This window comes from Methylobacterium sp. NMS14P, assembly GCF_028583545.1.
Classification (GTDB): domain Bacteria; phylum Pseudomonadota; class Alphaproteobacteria; order Rhizobiales; family Beijerinckiaceae; genus Methylobacterium.
Genome location: NZ_CP087106.1, coordinates 758,739 through 776,525 on the forward strand (window position 1 = coordinate 758,739; position 17,787 = coordinate 776,525).

The following is a 17,787-nucleotide window of genomic DNA, read 5'->3' on the forward strand; positions in this document are numbered from 1 at the left end:
CCCCGATGTCCGGTTCAGAACCCGCGGTCGCCCTGAAGGACCTGCGCGTCGCCTTCGGCAAGGTCCAGGTCGTCGACGGCGTCGACCTGAGCCTGGAGCGCGGTCAGGCGCTGGCGCTCATCGGCGAGTCGGGGTCGGGCAAGAGCGTGACCCTGCGGGCGATTCTGCGGCTGTTCCCCGAGGGGCGCAGCCGGATCGAGGGCGGCATCCGGGCCGCCGGCAAGGACGTGCAGGCGCTGACCCGGCGCCAGCTCGCGGATTTCCGCGGCGGCGACGTCTCGATGATCTTCCAGGAGCCGCTGCTCGCCTTCGACCCGGTCTACACGGTCGGCCGGCAGATCACCGAGGCGATCCTGCGCCACGAGCGGATCTCCAAGGACGAGGCCCGCAAGCGGGCGCTCGCCCTGTTCGAGCGGGTGCGGATCCCGAGCCCGGAGCGGCGGCTCGACAACTACCCGCACGAGATGTCGGGCGGCATGCGCCAGCGGGCCATGATCGCGCTGGCGCTGGCCTGCCGGCCGCAGGTCCTGCTCGCCGACGAGCCGACCACGGCGCTCGACGCCACCGTGCAGATCCAGGTCCTGCTGCTGCTCCGCGAGCTGCAGCGCGACCTCGGCCTGTCGATCGTGATCGTCACCCACGATCTCGGCGCGGCCGTGGAGGTCGCCGACCGGATCGCCGTGATGTACGCGGGCAAGATCGTCGAGACCGGCACGGCGCATCAGGTGGTCCTGAACCCGCACCATCCCTACACGATCGGCCTGCTGCGCAGCCGGGCGGAAGGGGCGCTCGCCAAGGGCTCCCGGCTCCAGACCATCCCGGGCAGCCCGCCGGATCTCGCGAACCGCCCGCCGGGCTGCCCGTTCGCGCCGCGCTGCTTCCTGGCCGAGGAGCGCTGCCGCCGCGAGATGCCGCCGGTCGCCGAGATCGCCCCCGGCCACCGCGTCGCCTGCTGGCGGACCGAGGAGGCCTCGGCGGCCTACCGGGCCGGCCCGACACCCGTCCGCGCCGCCGAGCCGGTCCCGGCCTGACCTCGACGCCCCCGCGCCGAGGCTTTATCCGGCTCGGCGCGGGCCCGCGGCGGCGGACCGCGTCCGAACCGGCCGCGCGGGCGTCACGATGAGCCAAGTCCAATCCGGACCAGTCCTATCCGGGCCAGTCCCGTCCGAGATCCTGCTCGTCCCCCGGGGCGAGGCCGGGCACTTCCTGCCGGCGGCCCTCGGCTGGCTGGGCAAGCGGGTCACCGTCACGGCCCGGCCCGGCCCGGCGAACCACATCCTCTGCCTGCCGGTCCTCGATTTCGTGCGTCTCGGCTTCCCGGAGGCGAACGGGCGCCTCGACCTCCTCGAACCGGGGGATGCCGAGAACCTCCGCGCCGGGCGCGCCGCGCTGCTCCTCGACCTCTCGAACGAGGGGCCGGGCCTGCACGCCCCGACCTTCGAGGCGCTGCACCGGAACCTCGAGGAACTTGGGATCCCGCGCGAGCGGGTGATCCTGGTCACGCAGAACCGGCTGCTGCGGCTCGACTACGAGCGCCTCTACGGCGAGGGCCTGCGGTTCTGGACCTTCGAGTTCTTCCCGCTCCAGGTCGCCCTCTGGCTGGACGACGCCGAGGGCCCGCGGCTCTTCCCCCAGCATCCCCTCGACCGCGCCGGCTACGCGCCCTTCGCCCGCACCAGCGGCCCGGCCCGCTTCCTCTGCCAGAACGCGGCCCTGCGCTGGCACCGGGTGCTGCTCTACCGCTGGTTCCAGCTCGGCGGGCTGGACCGCGACGGGCTGATCTCCTTCCACGGCATCGGCGAGGACAACCCGAAGGCGGGCGGCATCAACGTCTTCCACGCGCCGCCGGAGATCGAGGCGGCCTTCGGGCCGCTGCTCGCCGATGTCGGCAGCTGGATCCCGCGCCGGGCGCGGCGGATCGATGCCGATCAGGGCACCGACATGGTCATGACCCTGGATACCCGCACCTACGCGGAGTGCGACCTGACCGTCATCTCGGAGACCGACTTCTTCGAGCCGGGCGTCGAGCGGATCACCGAGAAGTCGATCAAGGCGGCGGCCACGGGCCTGCCCTTCGTGATGGTGGGCGCGCCGCGCGCCGTCGAGCGGCTGTCCGAGCTGGGCTTCCAGACCTTCGGCGGCTTGATCGACCACCATTACGACCTCGTGTCAGACCCGGCCGAGCGGCTGCCGCTCGTGTTCCGGTCGATCGAGCGGGCCTGGACCGCGTGCCGGGACGATCGGGCGGGCTGGCACCGCCTGGCCCGGGAGCAGGCCGAGGCCAACGTGGCCCACGCGCGGCGCGGATTGCTGCCGCAGCTCGACCGGGTGATGGTCGCGCCGCTGATCGAGCGGCTGAACCGGTTCATGGAGACGGGCGCGATCGTGCACTGACCGCGTCGCGGCCGTGAACGTCCGGGCGGGAATCCGGCGCGGCCCGCAGGACCTCCGCCATGCGCCGCACGGCCGGCTCGATCGCCCGCTCGGGCACGGCGGCGTAGCCGAGGAGCAGGCCCGGATGCGCCGGCCCGACGTGATAGGCCGAGAGCGCGACCGCCGAGATCCCCGCGCGCCCGAGCGCCGCCGCGGCGGCCACGTCGGTCAGGGCCGGGCCCCAGGCCGGCCCCGGCAGGGCGATGAGGTGCATCCCGCCCTCCATGGCGGCGATCGCCGCGACGTCCCCGGCGTGGCGGCGCGCGGCCTCGATCAGCGCCTCCTGGCGCAGGGCGTAGAGGCGGCGGGTCCGGCGAAGATGGCCGGCGAGATGGCCGTCCTCGATGAAGCGCGCCAGCGCCCACTGGCCGATCCCGGGTGGGGCGGGGCCGGTCTCGGCCAGCGCCTGATTGACCGGCGCGACGAGACCGCGGGGCAGCACGAGGTAGCTCAAACCGAGGGCCGGCAGCAGCAGCTTCGAGAAGCTGCCGACGTAGATCACCCGGCCGCCGCGATCGAGGGCGCGCAGCGGCGCGAGCGGGCGCCCGGCGTAGCGGTAGGCGCCGTCGTAATCGTCCTCCACGATCCAGCCCGAGACCGCCTCGGCCCAGGCCAGCAGGTCGAGGCGGTTCTCCAGGCTCATGGCGTGCCCGAGGGGGTAATGGTGGGCCGGCGTCACCACCGCGAGCCGCGCTCCGGGCGTCCGCGCAGCTGCCGGGGCCACCGACAGGCCACCGGGCCCCACCGGGACGGGGACCGGGTTCAGTCCGGCGCTGGCGAGGGCCTGCGCGATTCCTGGGAAGCCGGGCTCCTCGACCAGGGCGGTCTCGCCGGGATCGAGGAGCAGCTCGGCGAGCAGGCGCAGGCTCTGGCGGATGCCCGCGGTGACGATGACGTCGTCGGCCTCGCAGGCCACGCCGCGCGCCTGCGCCAGATAGGCGGCGACGGCGGCGCGCAGGGCCGGCGAGCCGCGCGGGTCCGGCTGCTCGGTCGGGCCGTGGCGCCACTCGGCTTGGAGCAGGCGACCCCAGACCTCGAACGGGAAGGCGTCCGGGGCCGGCCGGCCCAGGGCGAAGGCGTCGGGCACGCCCGGACCCGCCATGTAGCGCCGCGACGGGGCGGCCACGAGGCGGGCGCCCCGGCGGGACAGGTTCGGGGCGGGCACAATGCCCGGGCGGCGGAGCGGGCCCGGCGCCGGCAGCGCGTCGTCCGGCAGGGTCGCGGCGACGCGCGTCGCGGAGCCCGGCCGCGCCGTGAGGTAGCCCTCGGCGGTGAGCTGCTCCAGCGCCAGGACGACGGTCCCGCGCGCGCAGCCGAGGTCGGCGGCCAGGATCCGCGAGGCCGGGAGCCGGGCCCCGCGCGGCAGCCGGCGATCGAGGATCGCCGCGCGCAGGCCCTCCCGGAGCTGCGCGTGCAGCGGCGCCGCGCCCGCGGCGTCGAGGGTGAGCGTCAGGGGCAGGGGAGCCCGGGCCATGAGGCAGACTGGTCCAGTCGCAGTTCGAGAATTGGACCTTTCGCCTGGACCGCCGAACGGTCAAGCACGGATCCGCAAGACCGCCGCAGGACAGGCCCATGTACCAGCCGCCCCATTTCCGGGACGATTCCCGCGCCGCGCAGCACGCGCTGATCCGCGCCAATCCCCTCGGCCTGCTGGTGACCGTCGGCGCGGGTGGCCTGATCGCCAACCCGATCCCGTTCCTGCTGGACGACGACGGCCCCCACGGGGTGCTGCGGGCGCACCTCGCCCGCGCCAACCCGCAGGGGGAGGATCTCACCGCGGCGGAGGAGTGCCTGATCGTGTTCCAGGGGCCGCAGGGCTACGTCACGCCGAGCTGGTACGCGAGCAAGCGCGAGCACGGCCGGGTGGTCCCGACCTGGAACTACGCCACGGTCCACGCCTGGGGCCGGCCCCGGGTGATCGAGGATGCGGACTGGCTCGGGCGCCAGATCGCCGACCTCACCGCCCTGCGCGAGGCGCCCCGGGCCGAGCCGTGGGCGGTCGCCGACGCGCCGGCGCCCTTCGTGGCCGCGCAGGTCCGGGGGATCATCGGCATCGAGGTTCCGATCACGCGGATCGAGGGGAAGTGGAAGATGAGCCAGAACAGGCCCGAGGCCGACCGGCACGGGGTCATCGCGGGGCTGCGCGCCGAGGGCGAGGCGGGTCTCGCCGGGCTGGTCGCCGAGCGGAGCGGTCTGTGAGCGCGCGCCTCAACGGCTTCGGCCAGCCCGTCGGCCCGGCGCTGCCGGACTGGAGCCCGCGCCCGCGGCCGCCGCGCACGCCCCTGGAGGGCCGCTTCTGCCGGCTCGTACCGCTCGACGCGGCGGCGCACGCGGACGCGCTCTACGCCACCTACAGCGCCGCTCCCGACACGCGCGGCTGGACCTATCTCGGCGACGAGATGCCGGAGAGCGCGGAGGCCTACCGGGCGCGCCTGGCGACGCAGCAGGCGAGCGAGGACCCGCTGTTCCACGCGATCCTGGATCCCGCGAGCGGCGACGCCCTCGGGATCGCCTCGTATCTCCGGATCGATCCCGCCAACGGCGTGATCGAGGTCGGCCACCTCCACTTCGGCCCGCGGCTGCAGCGGGCGCCCGCCGCCACGGAGGCCATGGCGCTGATGATGGCCCGGGCCTTCGACGAGCTCGGCTACCGGCGCTACGAGTGGAAATGCGACAGCCTCAACGCCCCGTCCCGGGCGGCGGCGCTGCGGCTCGGCTTCACCTTTGAGGGCATCTTCCGCAACGCCGTGGTGGTGAAGGGCCGCTCCCGCGACACGGCGTGGTTCTCCGTCACCGATTCCGAGTGGCCGCGGGTCCGCGCCGGCTTCGCGGCGTGGCTGGACACGTCGAACTTCGACGGGGCGGGCCGCCAGCGGCGCGGGCTCGCGGACCTGCGCGCCGCCGCGGGCTGAGCCGGCTCAGGGGCCGCCGGCCAGGAAAGCCTCCGCGCTGCGCAGGCTGAGCGCCATGATTGTCAGGGCCGGGTTCGCCGCGAGCGAGCTCGGAAAGGTCGAGCCGTCGCAGATCCACAGGTTGTCGATGTCGAAGCTTCGGCCGTGCGGGTCGACGACGGCGCTCGTTCCGTCGCGGCCCATCCGGCAGGTCCCGAGCGTGTGGGCGACGCGCTCCAGCACCCAGACGTCGTCGGCCCCCGCTTCCTCCCAGAGATCGCGCATGACCTTCGTGGCGTGCGTGTTGAGGCGGTTCTCGTTGGTGCTGTAGCCGAAGCTGATATGGGCCTTGCGCATCCCGTGCGCGTCGGTCTCGTCGGCGAGGGTCAGCACGTTGGCGTCGCAGGGCAGCGTCTCGCCGTTGATGCCGATGCCGGCGAAGTGGTTGTAGCGGTCGAGGTAGTCGAGGAGCGGCTGCCCCCACAGGCCGCGCCCCCGCGCCGCCGAGTTGCCGAAGGTCAACGGCACCACGCCGAGGCTCTGGATCAGGTAGCCGCCGGCGAAGTCGGCGCCGGCGCGGATGAAGTCCTCGGTGATCAGCGAGGACGGGTAGCCCCGGTTCATGCGCACCTCGTGGTCGAAGGTGCCCCAGACCTGGGTCGCCACGTGCCCCATGTAGTTGCGCCCGATCTGGCCGCTGGAATTGGCGAGCCCGAGATGGAGCAGCAGGCGCGGCGTCTCGACCGCCCCGGCGCAGAGGAAGACGGCGCCGCAGCGCTGCCGCCGCTCGGCGCCGTCCTGCCGGTAGACCACGCCGGTGATCCGACCGTCGGCGCCCCGCTCCAGACCGTGGACGAAGGCTTCGGCCCGGATCTCGGCGCCGCGGGCGACCGCGTAGGGCAGGTAGGTCACGTCCATGCTGGCCTTGGCGCCCGTGCGGCAGCCCTGGTGGCAGAAGCCGCAATTGATGCAGGCGTTGCGGCGGGGCCCGTCCTCGGACTGGAAGTCCCGCGAGACCACGGCGGCGGGCGCGTCCGCCCACCGGATGCCGCGGGCCTCGCAGGCCCGCGCCATGATCTGCGCCGGCCCGTTCCGCGGGACCGGGGGCAGGGGATAGCGGCGGTCCGCATCCCACGGATAGCTCTGCGCGCCCGAGACGCCGAGGAAGCGCTCGACCCGCTCGTAGAACGGGAGCAGGTCCTCGTAGGACAGCGGCCAGTCGACCCCTTCGCCGCTCTCCGTGTGGAGTCGGAGGTCGCGGGCGTCGGCCCTCGGCACGAAGGCGCCCCAGTGCAGTGTCGAGCCGCCGACGCCGGTGCCGCTGTTGTTCGCCCCGAAGGCTTCCGGGGTCGAGCCGCCGCTCAGCCGCTCCTCGGTCCAGTAGATCTCGTCCGCGAGGGTCTCGTCGAAGGCGAAGCGCTCGGGCGTGAAGTTCGGTCCGGCCTCCAGGGCCACGACCTTCAGCCCCGCGGCGGCGAGGCGCGCGAGGAGCGGCGCGCCGCCCGCGCCGGTCCCCACCACGACCGCGTCGACGACCTCGTCCGCGCGGTAGGTCCGCATCCCCGCGAGGTTCATCGTCCCGCCTCCGTCCGCAGCGCCGGCGGCTCCCAGGATTCCGGCGCGTCGAGCCCGACGGCGTGGAAACCCGGCAGGTCGTCGGCGATCTCGCCCGGCCTGTCGCCGCCGGCGCCGATGCCCGAGAAGCCGATCCGCGCCAGGGCCGCCGGGTGGCCGAGCCAGAGGCGGACCGCGTCGGCGCGGAGATCCTCGAACCAGAACCGCATCCGGTCAGAATCGAGGCGGCCGCCGAGGCTCTCCGGGACCTTCAGCGCGGCGCGCGCGCACAGGGTGAGCAGCCCGTCCTGTCCGGCCGCGTCGAGGGCCACGAACGGGCGGTCGCGGGCGATGCGGGCGGCGGCGTCGAGGGTGCGCAGGGCGGCGCGGTAGGCCTCCGCGTCCGGTGGCAGGGCGGCGAAGCGCCAGCCATCGCCGTCTCCGGAGGCCAGCCGCCGGTCGAGGCGGGCGGCCAGATCGAGATGCGGCACGGGCATCACGCGGGCGAGGGCGGCCCGCAGGATCGCGAGCTCCACCGGGTCGAGGGCCGCCGGTCGATAGGCGGGATCGTCCGGCGCGGCGCGCTCCGCGAGGGCGCCGCGCAGGCGGCTGTTCACCCGCTCGGAGGCGATCAGCGCCGCGTAGTCCGGCGGGACCTCCGGGCCGGCCTCGACGGTCGGCCGGGGCCGTTCGCCGAGATGGTCGCGCAGGTGGTCAGCAAGGGCGGCGGGCCGCTCCAGCGGCAGGAGGTGGCCGACGCCGTCGAACGTGACGAGACGGTGGTGCGCGAGGTGGGGCGCCGTGAGGGCCCGCTGCGCGTCCGGCCCGAGGTCGGCATCCTCGGACCCGGCCAGGATCAGCGCCGGGGTGCGCAGGATCCCGACGCGGCGGCACCAATCGTCGTTCGCACCTTCCTTGAGCCAGGCCTTCCAGGCGGCCGGCGCGGCCCGCAGGACGTCGGCCACCGCCCGCGCCTCGGTCTCGGGATCCAGGCCGTCGCCCACGTTGGCGCGCACGAAGGCCGCGGCCTCGCGGCGCCGTGTCTCGGGATCCGCGTCGATCCAGGCGAGCATCTTGGCGCGCCGATCCTCCGGGATCGGCTCCGGGCTCGGCGGCGAGCCGGAGACCAGGACGAGGTCGGTCAGGCCCGTCAACCCGATCTCGCCATCCTCGGCCCGGCGCGCCAGCGCCAGGGCCACCTTGGCCCCCATGCTGTGCCCGGCGATCCCGAAGCGCGCCGGAGCCCGCGCGCGGATGGCCTCGGCCACGTGATCGGCCATCGCGGCGACGGAATAGCCCGGCGTGCCGGCGGCATCGCCGAAGCCCGGCAAGTCTACCGGAACGCAAGTCAACGGCGTCCCGTCGAGGGCGCGCGCGAGTCGCTCCCAGCTTCGGGCACTTCCGCCCAGAAAGTGCAGGCAGAACAGGACTTCGGGTTCGGACATCGGCGAGACATCGCGCGGCGCCAGAATGCTTCAAGCGTACGCGACGCCGCACGGCCGAAGTCTTGGCCCGGTGCCGTTGGCCCAGTCGTGACCGCGTGCGATCAGGGAGACCGGAGGAGGCGGTGATGACCGATCTGGAACAGGCCTGGCGCGTGGAGGAGGCCTGCCTCAACGCCTGGCCGAGCCCGCGCGAGCTCCTGGTGCACGGCTACCTGCTGCGCGCCGCCGGGGGCCGCTCGAAGCGACAGAATTCCGTGAACCCCATGCGCGGGAGCGGTGCGCCCGGACCGGCCATCGCGGCCGCGCGCGCGATCTACGGCCGCCTGGGCCAGCGCCCGATCTTCCGCGTGCCGGCGATCGCCCCGCAGATGGAGCCGCTCCTCGCCGGCGGCGATTACACCGTGGTCGACGAGACCTGCACGCTGATCCGCGCGCTCGACGACCTCACGAGCGCGCCCGATCCGGCCGTGGCGGTCGCCGCGGCGCCGGGGCCGGACTGGCTGGCCCTGCGCGACGCGGTGAACCGCGCGGATGAAGCGGCCGCGCGGGTGTTCCGCGACACCGTCGCCGCCCTGGCCCTGCCGCGGGCCTTCGCGGCGGCCGCGGCCGAGGGCGGCATCGGCGCCATCGCCTTCGGGGTGCTCGACCGGGAGCTGATGGTCATCGAGGCGGTGGCGACGCCCGAACCCCTGCGCGGCCGCGGCCATGCCCGGCGCGCGGTCGGCGCGCTGCTGCGCTGGGGCCGGGCGGAGGGCGCCCGGGCCGCCTGCCTGCAGGTCGTCGCCGCGAACATGCCGGCGCGAGGGCTCTACCGCGCCCTCGGCTTCGAGCGCGAACTGTACCGCTATCACTACCGGGTCGGTCCGGAGCCGGGCTGAGACTCGGGGCGGGTCGCGGCCCGCAACTGCGCCCAGTCCCGGCCGACGGCCGTCGTCTCAGGCGTCGAACAGCGAGCCCTGCCGCGTCGGGGCAGGGCGCGTGCCGGCCCGCTTGCCCGGCGTCGCCGACGGGGCCGCGCCGCCGCGACGTCCGGACCTCGCCGTCGGTGACGGATCGGCGGGCAGGGACGGGTCGGCCGTCCCGTCGGGCACGGCCGTCACGGTCCCGTCGGCGAATTGCAGGCTGAGCCGCTGCGCGGCCGCCGCCTCCGCGGCGCGACGGACGGGCAGACCGGCCGCATCGCGCACCAGCACGTAGCCGCGGTCGAGCACCGCGCGGTAGCTGAGCGAGCCGAGCAGGCCCGCCAGACCGTCGAGCCGGTCGCGCCGCCGCTCGATGCTGCGCGCGCCGGCCTGGCCGAGGCGCTCCGACAGGGCGAGAAGCCGGTCGGTGCGACGCGCCTGCAGCGCCCGGGCCCGTTCCAGGCTGGCCTCGCGCGCGACGACGAGGCGGCGCCCGAGCTGGATCAGGGCCTCGCCCTTGCGCTGGACGTCGTTGCGCAGGGCGTGGAGGGGCCGGTGGTCGATCCGCGCCAGCCGCGCGCGGGCGTTGGCGAGGGCCACGTCGGGCGAGCGACGGGCCATCCGGTCGAGCAGGAGCTGGAGCCGCGCCCGGTGGCGGCTCGCGCCCGCCGCCAGCGCCGGGGCGAGGCGCGCCTCGGCGAGGTCGAGCCGCTGGCGCTTGGCCGCCAGCAGGGCGTCGGCGCTCGGAAGGGCGCGTCCGAGGGCGCGCAGGTCCGAGCGGTCGCGGTCGATCCGGCGCCCGACCGCCCCCCTGCCGCGGGCCGACAGGTCCGCCACCGTGGCGATCAGGTCGGCGCGGACCGGCACCGCCATCTCGGCGGCCCCCGTCGGCGTCGGCGCACGGCGATCGGAGACGTAGTCGATCAGCGTGGTGTCGGTCTCGTGACCGACCGCCGAGATCAGCGGGATCGCGCTCGCGAAGGCGGCGCGGACGACGCACTCCTCGTTGAAGGCCCAGAGGTCCTCGATCGAGCCGCCGCCGCGGGCCACGATGAGCACGTCCGGGCGCGGGATCGGGCCTTCGGCCGGGAGGGCGTTGAAGCCGCGGATCGCGGCCGCGACCTCCTCGGCCGCGCCGTCGCCCTGGACCCGCACCGGCCAGACCAGAACCGGCCGGGGAAAGCGGTCCTCCAGCCGGTGGAGGATGTCGCGGATCACCGCGCCGGTCGGCGAGGTGACGACGCCGACCACCCGCGGCAGGTAGGGGATCGGCCGCTTGTGGTCCGGGGCGAAGAGGCCCTCGGCGGCGAGCTGCTTCTTGCGCTCCTCCAGGAGCGCCATCCAGGCGCCGAGCCCCGCGGGCTCCAGGCTCTCGATGACGATCTGGTACGAGGACTTGCCCGCGAAGGTCGTGATGCGGCCGGTGGCGACGACCTCCAGACCTTCCTGAGGCCGCTGGCGCAGGCGTCCGAACACGCCCTTCCAGACCACCGCGTCGATCCGTGCCTGCCCGTCCTTCAGGGAGAAATAGGCGTGGCCCGAGCCGTGCTGGCCGCGATACCCCGAGATCTCGCCGCGCAGCCGGACGTGTCCGAAGGCGTCCTCGAGAGTGCGCTTCAGGGCGCCCGCGAGCTCGCCCACCGACCATTCCGGCTGGTTGGCGTTGAGCACGCTGGTCGGCGGGATGTCCACCGCGGGCTGGGCTGCGGGGCGCGGGGGCGGCACGAGGGGCATGGCCGGACGCTAGGGGGCTCCGGCGAGACAGTCAAAGGGCCGCCGTGGAGACGGGCCCGTTCGGCAGGCGCCGCTCCGGCGGCACGTCCCGTGCCGAGCCGCCCGCGACAGCGGCGCCGCCTGTCCCATCGGCAGCGTCCGCCGCCTACTCCACGGCGAGCTCGCGCGGTCGGTCGGAGATCGCCACCGGCGGAACCAGCAGCGACAGGAGCAGGGTCAGCACCGCCACGGCGAACACCGTCCAGAACGTGCCGTGCAGCGCGTGCTGCAGGCCGCCGCGGATCGCCTCCTCGCCGGTCCCGAGGCTCGCCGGATCGTCGAGCAGGCGACGGAGCTGATCGGAGTTCACAGCCGGGCCGCTCGACGGGTTCGCGAGCCGGTAATTCAGCACGGCCCCGAGGACGGTCGCGCCGAGGGTCGAGCCGAGGTTGCGCGAAAAGATGTTCGAGGCCGTCGCCGCCCCGCGCTGCGCCCAGGCGACGCTGTCCTGGATGATCACGATGGCGGCGGTGGACAGGAAGCCCATGCCGAGCCCCATCACGACCGAGCCGCAGGCCGCCACGACCGGGGAGGTGTCCGATCCGAGCGTCACGAAAGCGACCGCGCCGAGGGGCAGGAGCGTCGCGCCGACCAGCAGGATGGGGCGGAGGCCGAACCGCACGAAGCTGCGCGCCGCCGTGGTGGCGCCGATCGGCCAGCCGAGCACCATCAGGGTCAGGGTCAGGCCGGCGATCAGGGGCGATTGCCGCAGCACGCCCTGCACGTACATCGGCAGGAACGCCGTGAGCCCGATCACCGTCATGCCGGAGAGCAGCGTCGCGGTGTTGGCGGTCGCGATCGGGCGCTGCATCCACAGGCGGATGTCGAGCATCGGGTCCGGCGCGCGCCGCTCCTGGACGACGAACAGGATCGCGGCCACCACGAAGGCCAGCGCCGGCCACAGGGCGGCCTCGGCGGACTCGCCCGCCTCGGTCAGCGCGATCATCAGCGCCGCGATGGCGGCGGTGAACAGGGCCGCGCCGATCGCGTCGATCTGGCGGGGTCGGCGCTCGACGCCCTCGTGGAGGAAGCGCAGGAACAGGCCGGCCGCGATCACGCCGATCGGCAGGTTGATCCAGAAGATCCAGGGCCAGCTCAGGTGGCCGATGATCAGGCCGCCGACCAGCGGTCCGGCCACCGACGAGATGCCCCAGACGCTGGCGAGGTAGCCTTGGACCCGGCCGCGTTCCCGCGCGGCGTACAGGTCGCCGACGACGGTCAGGCTCACCGGCTGGATCGCCCCGGCGCCGACGCCTTGGATGAGGCGGAACAGGATCAGCGAGGGCATCGACCACGCGAGCCCGCACAGGAGGGAGCCCGCCAGGAACACCGCGATGCCGAACAGCAGCACCGGCCGGCGCCCGTAGAGGTCCGAGAGCTTTCCGAACACCACCGTGGTGGCCGTCTGAGTCAGCAGGAAGGAGGCGAACACCCAGGCGTAGAGGTGGAGGTCGCCGAGTTGGCCGGCGATCTGCGGCATCGCCGTCGACACGATGGTCGCCTCTATGGCGATCATGAACATCGCCGCCATCACCGCGGCGAGGACCAGCGGGCGGCGCGTCTCAGCGGGTATCGGCATGGACGCGGTTTAATCCCCGCGAACGTCTCAACCTAGCGATGAAACGCGCGCGATCCGTCCGCGAGCGCGAGAGCCGTGCGAGAACGCACATGACCGGCCAGTCGATATCGGCGCTCGCCATGAGCTCCCTCCCGGCGCGGCCGATCGGGCGTCGAGCTTCTGGCCGCGTCATACCGGGGCCGCGGAGCGGAGCCCGGGATGACCGATCTGTTGCGAGAGCGTCGCGTCTCCCGGGAGCGACGCGCCGGCCTCGACCGGCAGACCCACGGGTCTCGGCCGCCGCTACGCCTCCCTATCGGCGTCGAGGTCGCGCCCGCGCGTCTCGGGCAGCAGGAACGCGGCGATCGTCCCGACGAGGCTGAACGCGGCGAGGTAGTAGGCCGGCGCGAGCCGGTCGCCGGTGGCGGCGATCAGCCAGTTCACCACGTAGTTGGTGCTGCCGCCGAACACCGAGACGGAGACCGCGTAGACGATCGACAACCCGGCGCTGCGCACCGCCCGGGGCAGGGCCTCGGGGATGCCGACGATCACGGCCGCCGCGTTGATGGAGGACAGCGCCGAGAGCAGGAAGGTGACCGCGTAGACGCTGGCGGCGCTCGGCGCTTGCACCACCCAGGCGAAGGCCGGGACCGCCAGGATCAAGATCAGCGCCCGCGGCCAGATCATCACGGGTCGCCGTCCGTACCGGTCGGCCAGCCAGCCGCCGAGCAGCGGGAAGATCACCGAGGCGAGCCCGAGGGCGATCGGCACCGCCGTGGCGGCGGTCTCGCTCAGGCCGAGGGTCGCGCCGGCGAAGACGGGCATGTTGGTGCCGACCGCGTTCGACACGGTGGAGGCCGCGATGACCAGGAAGGTCAGGCCCAGCAGGCGGCCGTGCTCGCGCAGGAGCCGGCCGACCACCGCCATCGTCGAGGCCGCCGCGTGCGGATCCTCCTCGGCGCCGGCCGTCTCGGGCAGGTGACTGCGGATGACGAGGCCGACCGGCACCACGCACAGGCCGAGGGCGAACATCAGCCGCCAGCCCCACTGCGCCATCGCCTGTTCGCCGACCGCGAGCGCCAGAGCGGTCGCGATGATCCCGGCGAACAGGGCCGCGCAGCCTTGACTGGCGATCTGCCAGCTCGTCACGAAGCCGCGCCGGTCGGGGGGGGCGGCTTCCAGCAGGAAGGCCGTCGAGGGACCGACCTCGCCGCCGAGGGCGAGGCCCTGCACGAGGCGGCCGGCGATGACGATGACCTGCGCCCAGCCGCCGATCGTCGCGTAGGAGGGGCAGGCGGCCAGCATGAGCATGCCGACGGCCATCAGCGCGATGGTGATCAGCATCGCGGGTTTTCGGCCGGCCCGGTCCGCGAAGGCGCCGATCAACACGCCGCCGATGGGCCGCATGACGTAGCCGATGCCGAACAAAGCCAGGGATGCCAGCAGGCTGTGGGTCGGGTCGTTCGCCGGGAAGAAGGCCTCGCCGATCGGCTTGGCGAAGAAGGCGTAGACGGTGAAGTCGTAGAATTCGAGGGCGTTGCCGAGAACGACGGCCCCGACCGACTTGCGGTCGAGGGCGGGATGATGCGCGCCGGGATGCGGTGCGGTCCGGGCGTCCATCAGCGGGCCGATCCGTCGACCGGGTGCTTGGCGAGACCGCCGGTCACGGGCGTCTCGCCCGATGCCAGGGCCTCGTCATAGCCGGACAACCAGAGCGTGCGCGCTTCCGTCCCCTCCGCGTAGGGGCAGGCTTCCCGGGCCAGCCCCTTGGCGGGCGCGGCTCGGCCGAGGGCGCGGGCATCGAGGTCGTTCGGTGGCGTATCCATTCGGGCGCAGCTCCGTTCCGGTGGGCTGCGGCGCGATGTAGGGCGCGGAACGCGCCCGTCGCCGATCTCAGTGACGCGTCGAGTTCTCGTCCGCGGGCAGCGCCACGGCCTCGCTGAACGGGAATTCCAGCACGATCTCGCCGGCGTCATCCGTGACCACGAGGCACGCGGTCATCAGACGGGCCTGATCCTGGGGCTGGCGCAGGGCGGCGCGGATCGTCTCCCGCGCCGCCTCCCAGGCCGCGTCCGGATCCCGCAGCTCGATCCCGGTCGGGTCGGAGATGACGTCCTCGCCGATCTGCGTGTGGAAGAAGTAGCGCGGCATGGCCTTCACCGTTGCGGGGGGCGCCACCCGGGGCGGAGCAGCCCGTTACAGGTGGTGACGGCCGCGCGTCGGACCAGACCGCGGCGCGATCGGCCCCGTGGCGTCGCCCCTCAGCCGTTCGCGGCCCGTGCGTCCGGCGCGGACGGGACCGGGCGGAGCGTCCGGACTTGGCCGGTCACACCGCCGGCGCGATGCTGCTTCTCCATCGCCATGAGCGGCCGCAGCTCGGGCTCGGCGAAATCCAGGAGCTTGGCGTTGCGCCAGCGCGGCTTGCCGGAGCCGCGGCCGAACCAGCGGGGGCGCTCCTCCTCGACCAGGAGCACCAGCCGCCCCGTCCAGGTCTTCCGGAACCAGAAACGCCCTGTCAGAGACATCGTCCCATCCTCGCCGTCAGCCGCCCCCGGTCTGGCCGCCTCAATAGCGAACTTGGCCGTTCGCGTACTGATTGAAGACGCGGGGTTTCCGGCGCACCACCGATATCCACAAGCCTCGCGAAGGCCCCGGGATGCGCTCAGTGCGCGATGTGCCGGACCGACAGTGCCAGCACGACGAGCCAGACGAGCCCCGCGAGACCGAACACGAACCCGCGGAGGATCGCCGTCTCGAGCGCGGCGTGCGCGGAGCGCGGCTTCGGCGCCCGTGGCGCGCCGGCCGTCCGCGAGAACGCCGGACGCGCCCGGACCGGGCGCTGCTCCGGCACGGCGAGCAGGCGCGTCAGGCTGTCGGGGAGCGGTCTCGGGTCGGGCTGCACGGCAGCCGCGAGCCTAGCGGGTCGCGCGCCCGCGCGGCAAGCCGCGCGGGGCATGAGCGGGCTCGCGGCAGCGGACCGATTTGTCGCGCACTGACCCCATGCTACAGCTCGACCTCGGGGCGGCCAGTCAGCCCGTCGGTCCGCGCGCATGTCCCTGCCACCTGTTCTGATCACCGGCGTCGCCGGCTTCATCGGGAACCAGCTCGCCCTGCGCCTCCTCGAGGCCGGCCAGCAGGTCGTCGGCCTGGACAGCGTCAACGCCTACTACGACGTGCGGCTCAAGGAAGCCCGGCTGCGGCGCCTCGCGGGCTTTCCGGGCTACAGCTTCGCGCGCCTCGACCTCGCCGACCGGGACGGGCTCGACGGGCTGTTCCGCCGCCACGCGTTCCGCACGGTGATCCACCTCGCCGCCCAGGCCGGCGTGCGCTACTCGCTCACCGATCCGCACGCCTACGCGGCGAGCAACCTCGTCGGCTTCCTGAACATCCTCGAGGCCTGCCGCCACGGCGGTGTGGGGCACTTGCTCTACGCCTCATCCAGTTCCGTCTACGGCGGCGTCACGGCAATGCCGTTCTCGGTGCATCAGAACGTCGACCATCCGCTCAGCCTGTACGCCGCGACCAAGAAGGCGAACGAGCTGATGGCGCACAGCTACAGCCACCTCTACGGCCTGCCGACCACGGGCCTGCGCTTCTTCACCGTCTACGGCCCCTGGGGCCGGCCCGACATGGCGCTGTACCTGTTCACCCGCGCCATCCTGGCGGGCGAGCCGATCCGCGTGTTCAACGAGGGGCGGATGCTCCGGGACTTCACCTACATCGACGACATTGTCGCGGGGATCCGGGCCCTGGCCGAGCGGCCGGCCGCGCCGGACCCCGCGTGGAGCGGCGCGGCGCCGGATCCCGGCACGAGTTCCGCGCCCTACCGGATCTACAACATCGGCAACAACGAACCGGTGGCTCTCCTCGAGATGATCGCACTCCTCGAGGACGCGCTGGGCCGCAAGGCGGAGAAGATCCTCCTGCCGATGCAGCCCGGCGACGTCCCTGCGACCTACGCCGACATCGACGACCTCGTGCGGGACGCCGGCTTCCGGCCCGCCACACCGTTGAAGACGGGGATCGGGCACTTCGTCGACTGGTATCGGACCTATCACGGCGTCTGAGGGGACTTCGCCGCGGCCGTCCCACGGAGCCAATCCGATCACGCGGTGTTGAGTGAGGCGGCGACCTAGAACGGGCGCAGATCCGCCCGCGCGGCGCGGCTAGCCCAGACTAGGCCGTTGCGCGCGCCGGGCGGATTCATTTAGAGCTGTTCCAGGCAGGCGAGCTCTGCCCGCATCGCTGCCGCAGCGGCGGCCAACAGGAGGAAATCCATGCGTTCACTCGTTTTCGGCGCCGTCCTTGCCGTTGTCATGCCTCTCGCCGCGCAGGCCCAGGAGGCCGGCGACGCCGCCGCCGGCGAGAAGGCGTTCGCCCCCTGCAAGGCGTGCCACAACTTCCAGAAGAACGGCGTGGGTCCCGACCTGAAGGGCGTCGTCGGCCGCAAGGCGGGCACCTACGAGGGCTACAACTACTCCGCCGCCCTGAAGAACTCCGGCATCACCTGGGACGAGGCCAACCTGCACGAGTGGCTGAAGAACCCGAAGACGAAGGTGCCGGGCACCAAGATGATCTTCCAGGGTTACCCCGACGACAAGAAGATCAACGACGTCATCGCCTACCTCAAGACGCAGTCCTGAGACGCCCACCTGCGCGAACAGACGGGAGCGGCCACCCGGCCGCTCCCGGCCCGGGCGCGCCGACCCTATTCGGGCATAAGTCCGGCCTGCAGGCTCAGCCTGAGGGTGACGAGGTCGTGAAGCAGGTCCTTGCGGCCCTGGATATCGAGACCGGTCATGCCGCCCGCCTCGTCCGGCAAGCAGGCGAGTTCGTCGCGCAGGGCCTCGCCGGCGGCGGTGAGGAAGATGCTGACCTGACGCTCGTCGACCCGGTCGCGGGCGCGGCGCACCCGCCCGGACGCTTCGAGACGCTTCAGGAGCGGTGTCAGCGTCCCCGAATCTAGGAACAGGCGGTTCCCGATCTCCTTGACCGACAAGCCGTCCTGCTCCCACAAAACCAGCAGGACGAGGTATTGCGGGTAGGTCAGCTCGTGACGCCCGAGGAGGTTGCGGTAGGCGCGACCGAAGGCGTGCGCGGCGGCGTAGACCGCGAAGCACAGCTGGTTGTCGAGGCGCTGCCGTTCCTGCTGGGAAAGCTGGTCGGCACGCGAGTGCCCCGCCCGATCCGGCTCGATGCCGACCTGCGAGGCCGTGGGGCCTGACATAGGA

18 protein-coding genes are annotated in these 17,787 nt (G+C 73.5%); 7 read left to right on the forward strand and 11 right to left on the reverse strand.

The annotated features are described in order from the left end of the window. The first annotated feature begins 5 nt into the window (after positions 1-5). Positions 6-1,031, forward strand: a complete 1,026-nt coding sequence (locus LOK46_RS03530; RefSeq protein WP_273562507.1) for an ABC transporter ATP-binding protein — start codon at positions 6-8, stop codon at positions 1,029-1,031. An 88-nt stretch (positions 1,032-1,119) separates the two neighbouring features. Continuing rightward, on the forward strand, positions 1,120-2,394 hold the full coding sequence (locus LOK46_RS03535) for a hypothetical protein (RefSeq protein ID WP_273562508.1): 1,275 nt from the start codon (positions 1,120-1,122) through the stop codon (positions 2,392-2,394). Here the strand turns inward: LOK46_RS03535 and pdxR are convergent. Beyond that, entirely contained in the window at positions 2,366-3,907 is a 1,542-nt protein-coding gene (gene pdxR, locus LOK46_RS03540; protein ID WP_273562509.1) for a MocR-like pyridoxine biosynthesis transcription factor PdxR, read from the reverse strand. The genes LOK46_RS03535 and pdxR overlap by 29 nt on opposite strands. Positions 3,908-4,005: 98 nt before the next feature. On the opposite strand from pdxR, the gene LOK46_RS03545 reads away from it, so the two are divergent. After that, the gene (locus tag LOK46_RS03545; RefSeq protein ID WP_273562510.1) at positions 4,006-4,632 is read left to right on the forward strand and encodes an FMN-binding negative transcriptional regulator; all 627 of its coding nucleotides are present in this window, start codon (positions 4,006-4,008) and stop codon (positions 4,630-4,632) included. After that, positions 4,629-5,345, forward strand: coding sequence for a GNAT family N-acetyltransferase (locus LOK46_RS03550; RefSeq protein ID WP_273562511.1), 717 nt, complete (start codon positions 4,629-4,631; stop codon positions 5,343-5,345). Before LOK46_RS03545 ends, LOK46_RS03550 begins: the two co-directional genes overlap by 4 nt. Before the next feature lie 6 nt (positions 5,346-5,351). Here LOK46_RS03550 and LOK46_RS03555 read toward each other — a convergent pair whose 3' ends face one another. Together LOK46_RS03555 and LOK46_RS03560 are read right to left on the reverse strand one after the other, a co-directional pair. Beyond that, positions 5,352-6,899, reverse strand: coding sequence for a GMC family oxidoreductase (locus tag LOK46_RS03555; RefSeq protein ID WP_273562512.1), 1,548 nt, complete (start codon positions 6,897-6,899; stop codon positions 5,352-5,354). After that, complete coding sequence (locus tag LOK46_RS03560; protein WP_273562513.1) at positions 6,896-8,323, reverse strand: alpha/beta hydrolase; 1,428 nt, start codon at positions 8,321-8,323, stop codon at positions 6,896-6,898. The genes LOK46_RS03555 and LOK46_RS03560 overlap by 4 nt, the downstream gene beginning before the upstream one ends. A gap of 125 nt (positions 8,324-8,448) precedes the next feature. Here LOK46_RS03560 and LOK46_RS03565 point away from each other — a divergent pair, with 125 nt between their 5' ends. Next, on the forward strand, positions 8,449-9,201 hold the full coding sequence (locus LOK46_RS03565; RefSeq protein ID WP_273562514.1) for a GNAT family N-acetyltransferase: 753 nt from the start codon (positions 8,449-8,451) through the stop codon (positions 9,199-9,201). A 57-nt stretch (positions 9,202-9,258) separates the two neighbouring features. Here the strand turns inward: LOK46_RS03565 and xseA are convergent, their stop codons facing one another. From xseA to LOK46_RS03600, 7 genes are all read right to left on the reverse strand, one after another. Continuing rightward, the gene (gene xseA, locus LOK46_RS03570) at positions 9,259-10,959 is read right to left on the reverse strand and encodes an exodeoxyribonuclease VII large subunit (RefSeq protein WP_273562515.1); all 1,701 of its coding nucleotides are present in this window, start codon (positions 10,957-10,959) and stop codon (positions 9,259-9,261) included. 145 nt (positions 10,960-11,104) lie between these two features. Then, a complete protein-coding gene (locus tag LOK46_RS03575; RefSeq protein ID WP_273562516.1) occupies positions 11,105-12,577 on the reverse strand; it encodes an MDR family MFS transporter in 1,473 nt (490 codons plus the stop codon). 282 nt (positions 12,578-12,859) lie between these two features. Beyond that, a complete protein-coding gene (locus LOK46_RS03580) occupies positions 12,860-14,176 on the reverse strand; it encodes an MFS transporter (RefSeq protein ID WP_273562517.1) in 1,317 nt (438 codons plus the stop codon). Beyond that, a complete protein-coding gene (locus LOK46_RS03585) occupies positions 14,176-14,382 on the reverse strand; it encodes a ribosome modulation factor (protein ID WP_273562518.1) in 207 nt (68 codons plus the stop codon). Before LOK46_RS03585 ends, LOK46_RS03580 begins: the two co-directional genes overlap by 1 nt. Before the next feature lie 67 nt (positions 14,383-14,449). Next, complete coding sequence (locus LOK46_RS03590; protein ID WP_273562519.1) at positions 14,450-14,707, reverse strand: DUF6894 family protein; 258 nt, start codon at positions 14,705-14,707, stop codon at positions 14,450-14,452. Between the two features lie 110 nt (positions 14,708-14,817). Beyond that, positions 14,818-15,081: a hypothetical protein gene (locus LOK46_RS03595; RefSeq protein ID WP_273562520.1), complete on the reverse strand. Its 264-nt coding sequence runs from the start codon at positions 15,079-15,081 to the stop codon at positions 14,818-14,820. Between the two features lie 137 nt (positions 15,082-15,218). Continuing rightward, entirely contained in the window at positions 15,219-15,512 is a 294-nt protein-coding gene (locus tag LOK46_RS03600; RefSeq protein ID WP_273562521.1) for a hypothetical protein, read from the reverse strand. A gap of 94 nt (positions 15,513-15,606) precedes the next feature. Here LOK46_RS03600 and LOK46_RS03605 point away from each other — a divergent pair, with 94 nt between their 5' ends. After that, a complete protein-coding gene (locus LOK46_RS03605) occupies positions 15,607-16,623 on the forward strand; it encodes an NAD-dependent epimerase (RefSeq protein WP_273562522.1) in 1,017 nt (338 codons plus the stop codon). A gap of 210 nt (positions 16,624-16,833) precedes the next feature. Then, positions 16,834-17,199, forward strand: a complete 366-nt coding sequence (locus LOK46_RS03610; RefSeq protein ID WP_273562523.1) for a c-type cytochrome — start codon at positions 16,834-16,836, stop codon at positions 17,197-17,199. A 65-nt stretch (positions 17,200-17,264) separates the two neighbouring features. Here the strand turns inward: LOK46_RS03610 and LOK46_RS03615 are convergent, their stop codons facing one another. Beyond that, positions 17,265-17,783, reverse strand: a complete 519-nt coding sequence (locus LOK46_RS03615; protein ID WP_273562524.1) for a MarR family winged helix-turn-helix transcriptional regulator — start codon at positions 17,781-17,783, stop codon at positions 17,265-17,267. Between the last annotated feature and the right edge of the window lie 4 nt (positions 17,784-17,787).

Bases quoted from the DNA above. Each gene is read 5' to 3' on its own strand.
- LOK46_RS03615 (WP_273562524.1), bottom strand. From the start codon at position 17,783: ATGTCAGGCCCCACGGCCTCGCAGGTCGGCATCGAGCCGGATCGGGCG.
- LOK46_RS03610 (WP_273562523.1), top strand. From the start codon at position 16,834: ATGCGTTCACTCGTTTTCGGCGCCGTCCTTGCCGTTGTCATGCCTCTC.
- LOK46_RS03575 (WP_273562516.1), bottom strand. From the start codon at position 12,577: ATGCCGATACCCGCTGAGACGCGCCGCCCGCTGGTCCTCGCCGCGGTG.
- LOK46_RS03530 (WP_273562507.1), top strand. From the start codon at position 6: ATGTCCGGTTCAGAACCCGCGGTCGCCCTGAAGGACCTGCGCGTCGCC.
- pdxR (WP_273562509.1), bottom strand. From the start codon at position 3,907: ATGGCCCGGGCTCCCCTGCCCCTGACGCTCACCCTCGACGCCGCGGGC.
- LOK46_RS03600 (WP_273562521.1), bottom strand. From the start codon at position 15,512: ATGCCCCGCGCGGCTTGCCGCGCGGGCGCGCGACCCGCTAGGCTCGCG.
- LOK46_RS03535 (WP_273562508.1), top strand. From the start codon at position 1,120: ATGAGCCAAGTCCAATCCGGACCAGTCCTATCCGGGCCAGTCCCGTCC.
- LOK46_RS03555 (WP_273562512.1), bottom strand. From the start codon at position 6,899: ATGAACCTCGCGGGGATGCGGACCTACCGCGCGGACGAGGTCGTCGAC.
- LOK46_RS03590 (WP_273562519.1), bottom strand. From the start codon at position 14,707: ATGCCGCGCTACTTCTTCCACACGCAGATCGGCGAGGACGTCATCTCC.
- xseA (WP_273562515.1), bottom strand. From the start codon at position 10,959: ATGCCCCTCGTGCCGCCCCCGCGCCCCGCAGCCCAGCCCGCGGTGGAC.
- LOK46_RS03595 (WP_273562520.1), bottom strand. From the start codon at position 15,081: ATGTCTCTGACAGGGCGTTTCTGGTTCCGGAAGACCTGGACGGGGCGG.
- LOK46_RS03580 (WP_273562517.1), bottom strand. From the start codon at position 14,176: ATGGACGCCCGGACCGCACCGCATCCCGGCGCGCATCATCCCGCCCTC.
- LOK46_RS03605 (WP_273562522.1), top strand. From the start codon at position 15,607: ATGTCCCTGCCACCTGTTCTGATCACCGGCGTCGCCGGCTTCATCGGG.
- LOK46_RS03565 (WP_273562514.1), top strand. From the start codon at position 8,449: ATGACCGATCTGGAACAGGCCTGGCGCGTGGAGGAGGCCTGCCTCAAC.
- LOK46_RS03545 (WP_273562510.1), top strand. From the start codon at position 4,006: ATGTACCAGCCGCCCCATTTCCGGGACGATTCCCGCGCCGCGCAGCAC.
- LOK46_RS03560 (WP_273562513.1), bottom strand. From the start codon at position 8,323: ATGTCCGAACCCGAAGTCCTGTTCTGCCTGCACTTTCTGGGCGGAAGT.
- LOK46_RS03585 (WP_273562518.1), bottom strand. From the start codon at position 14,382: ATGGATACGCCACCGAACGACCTCGATGCCCGCGCCCTCGGCCGAGCC.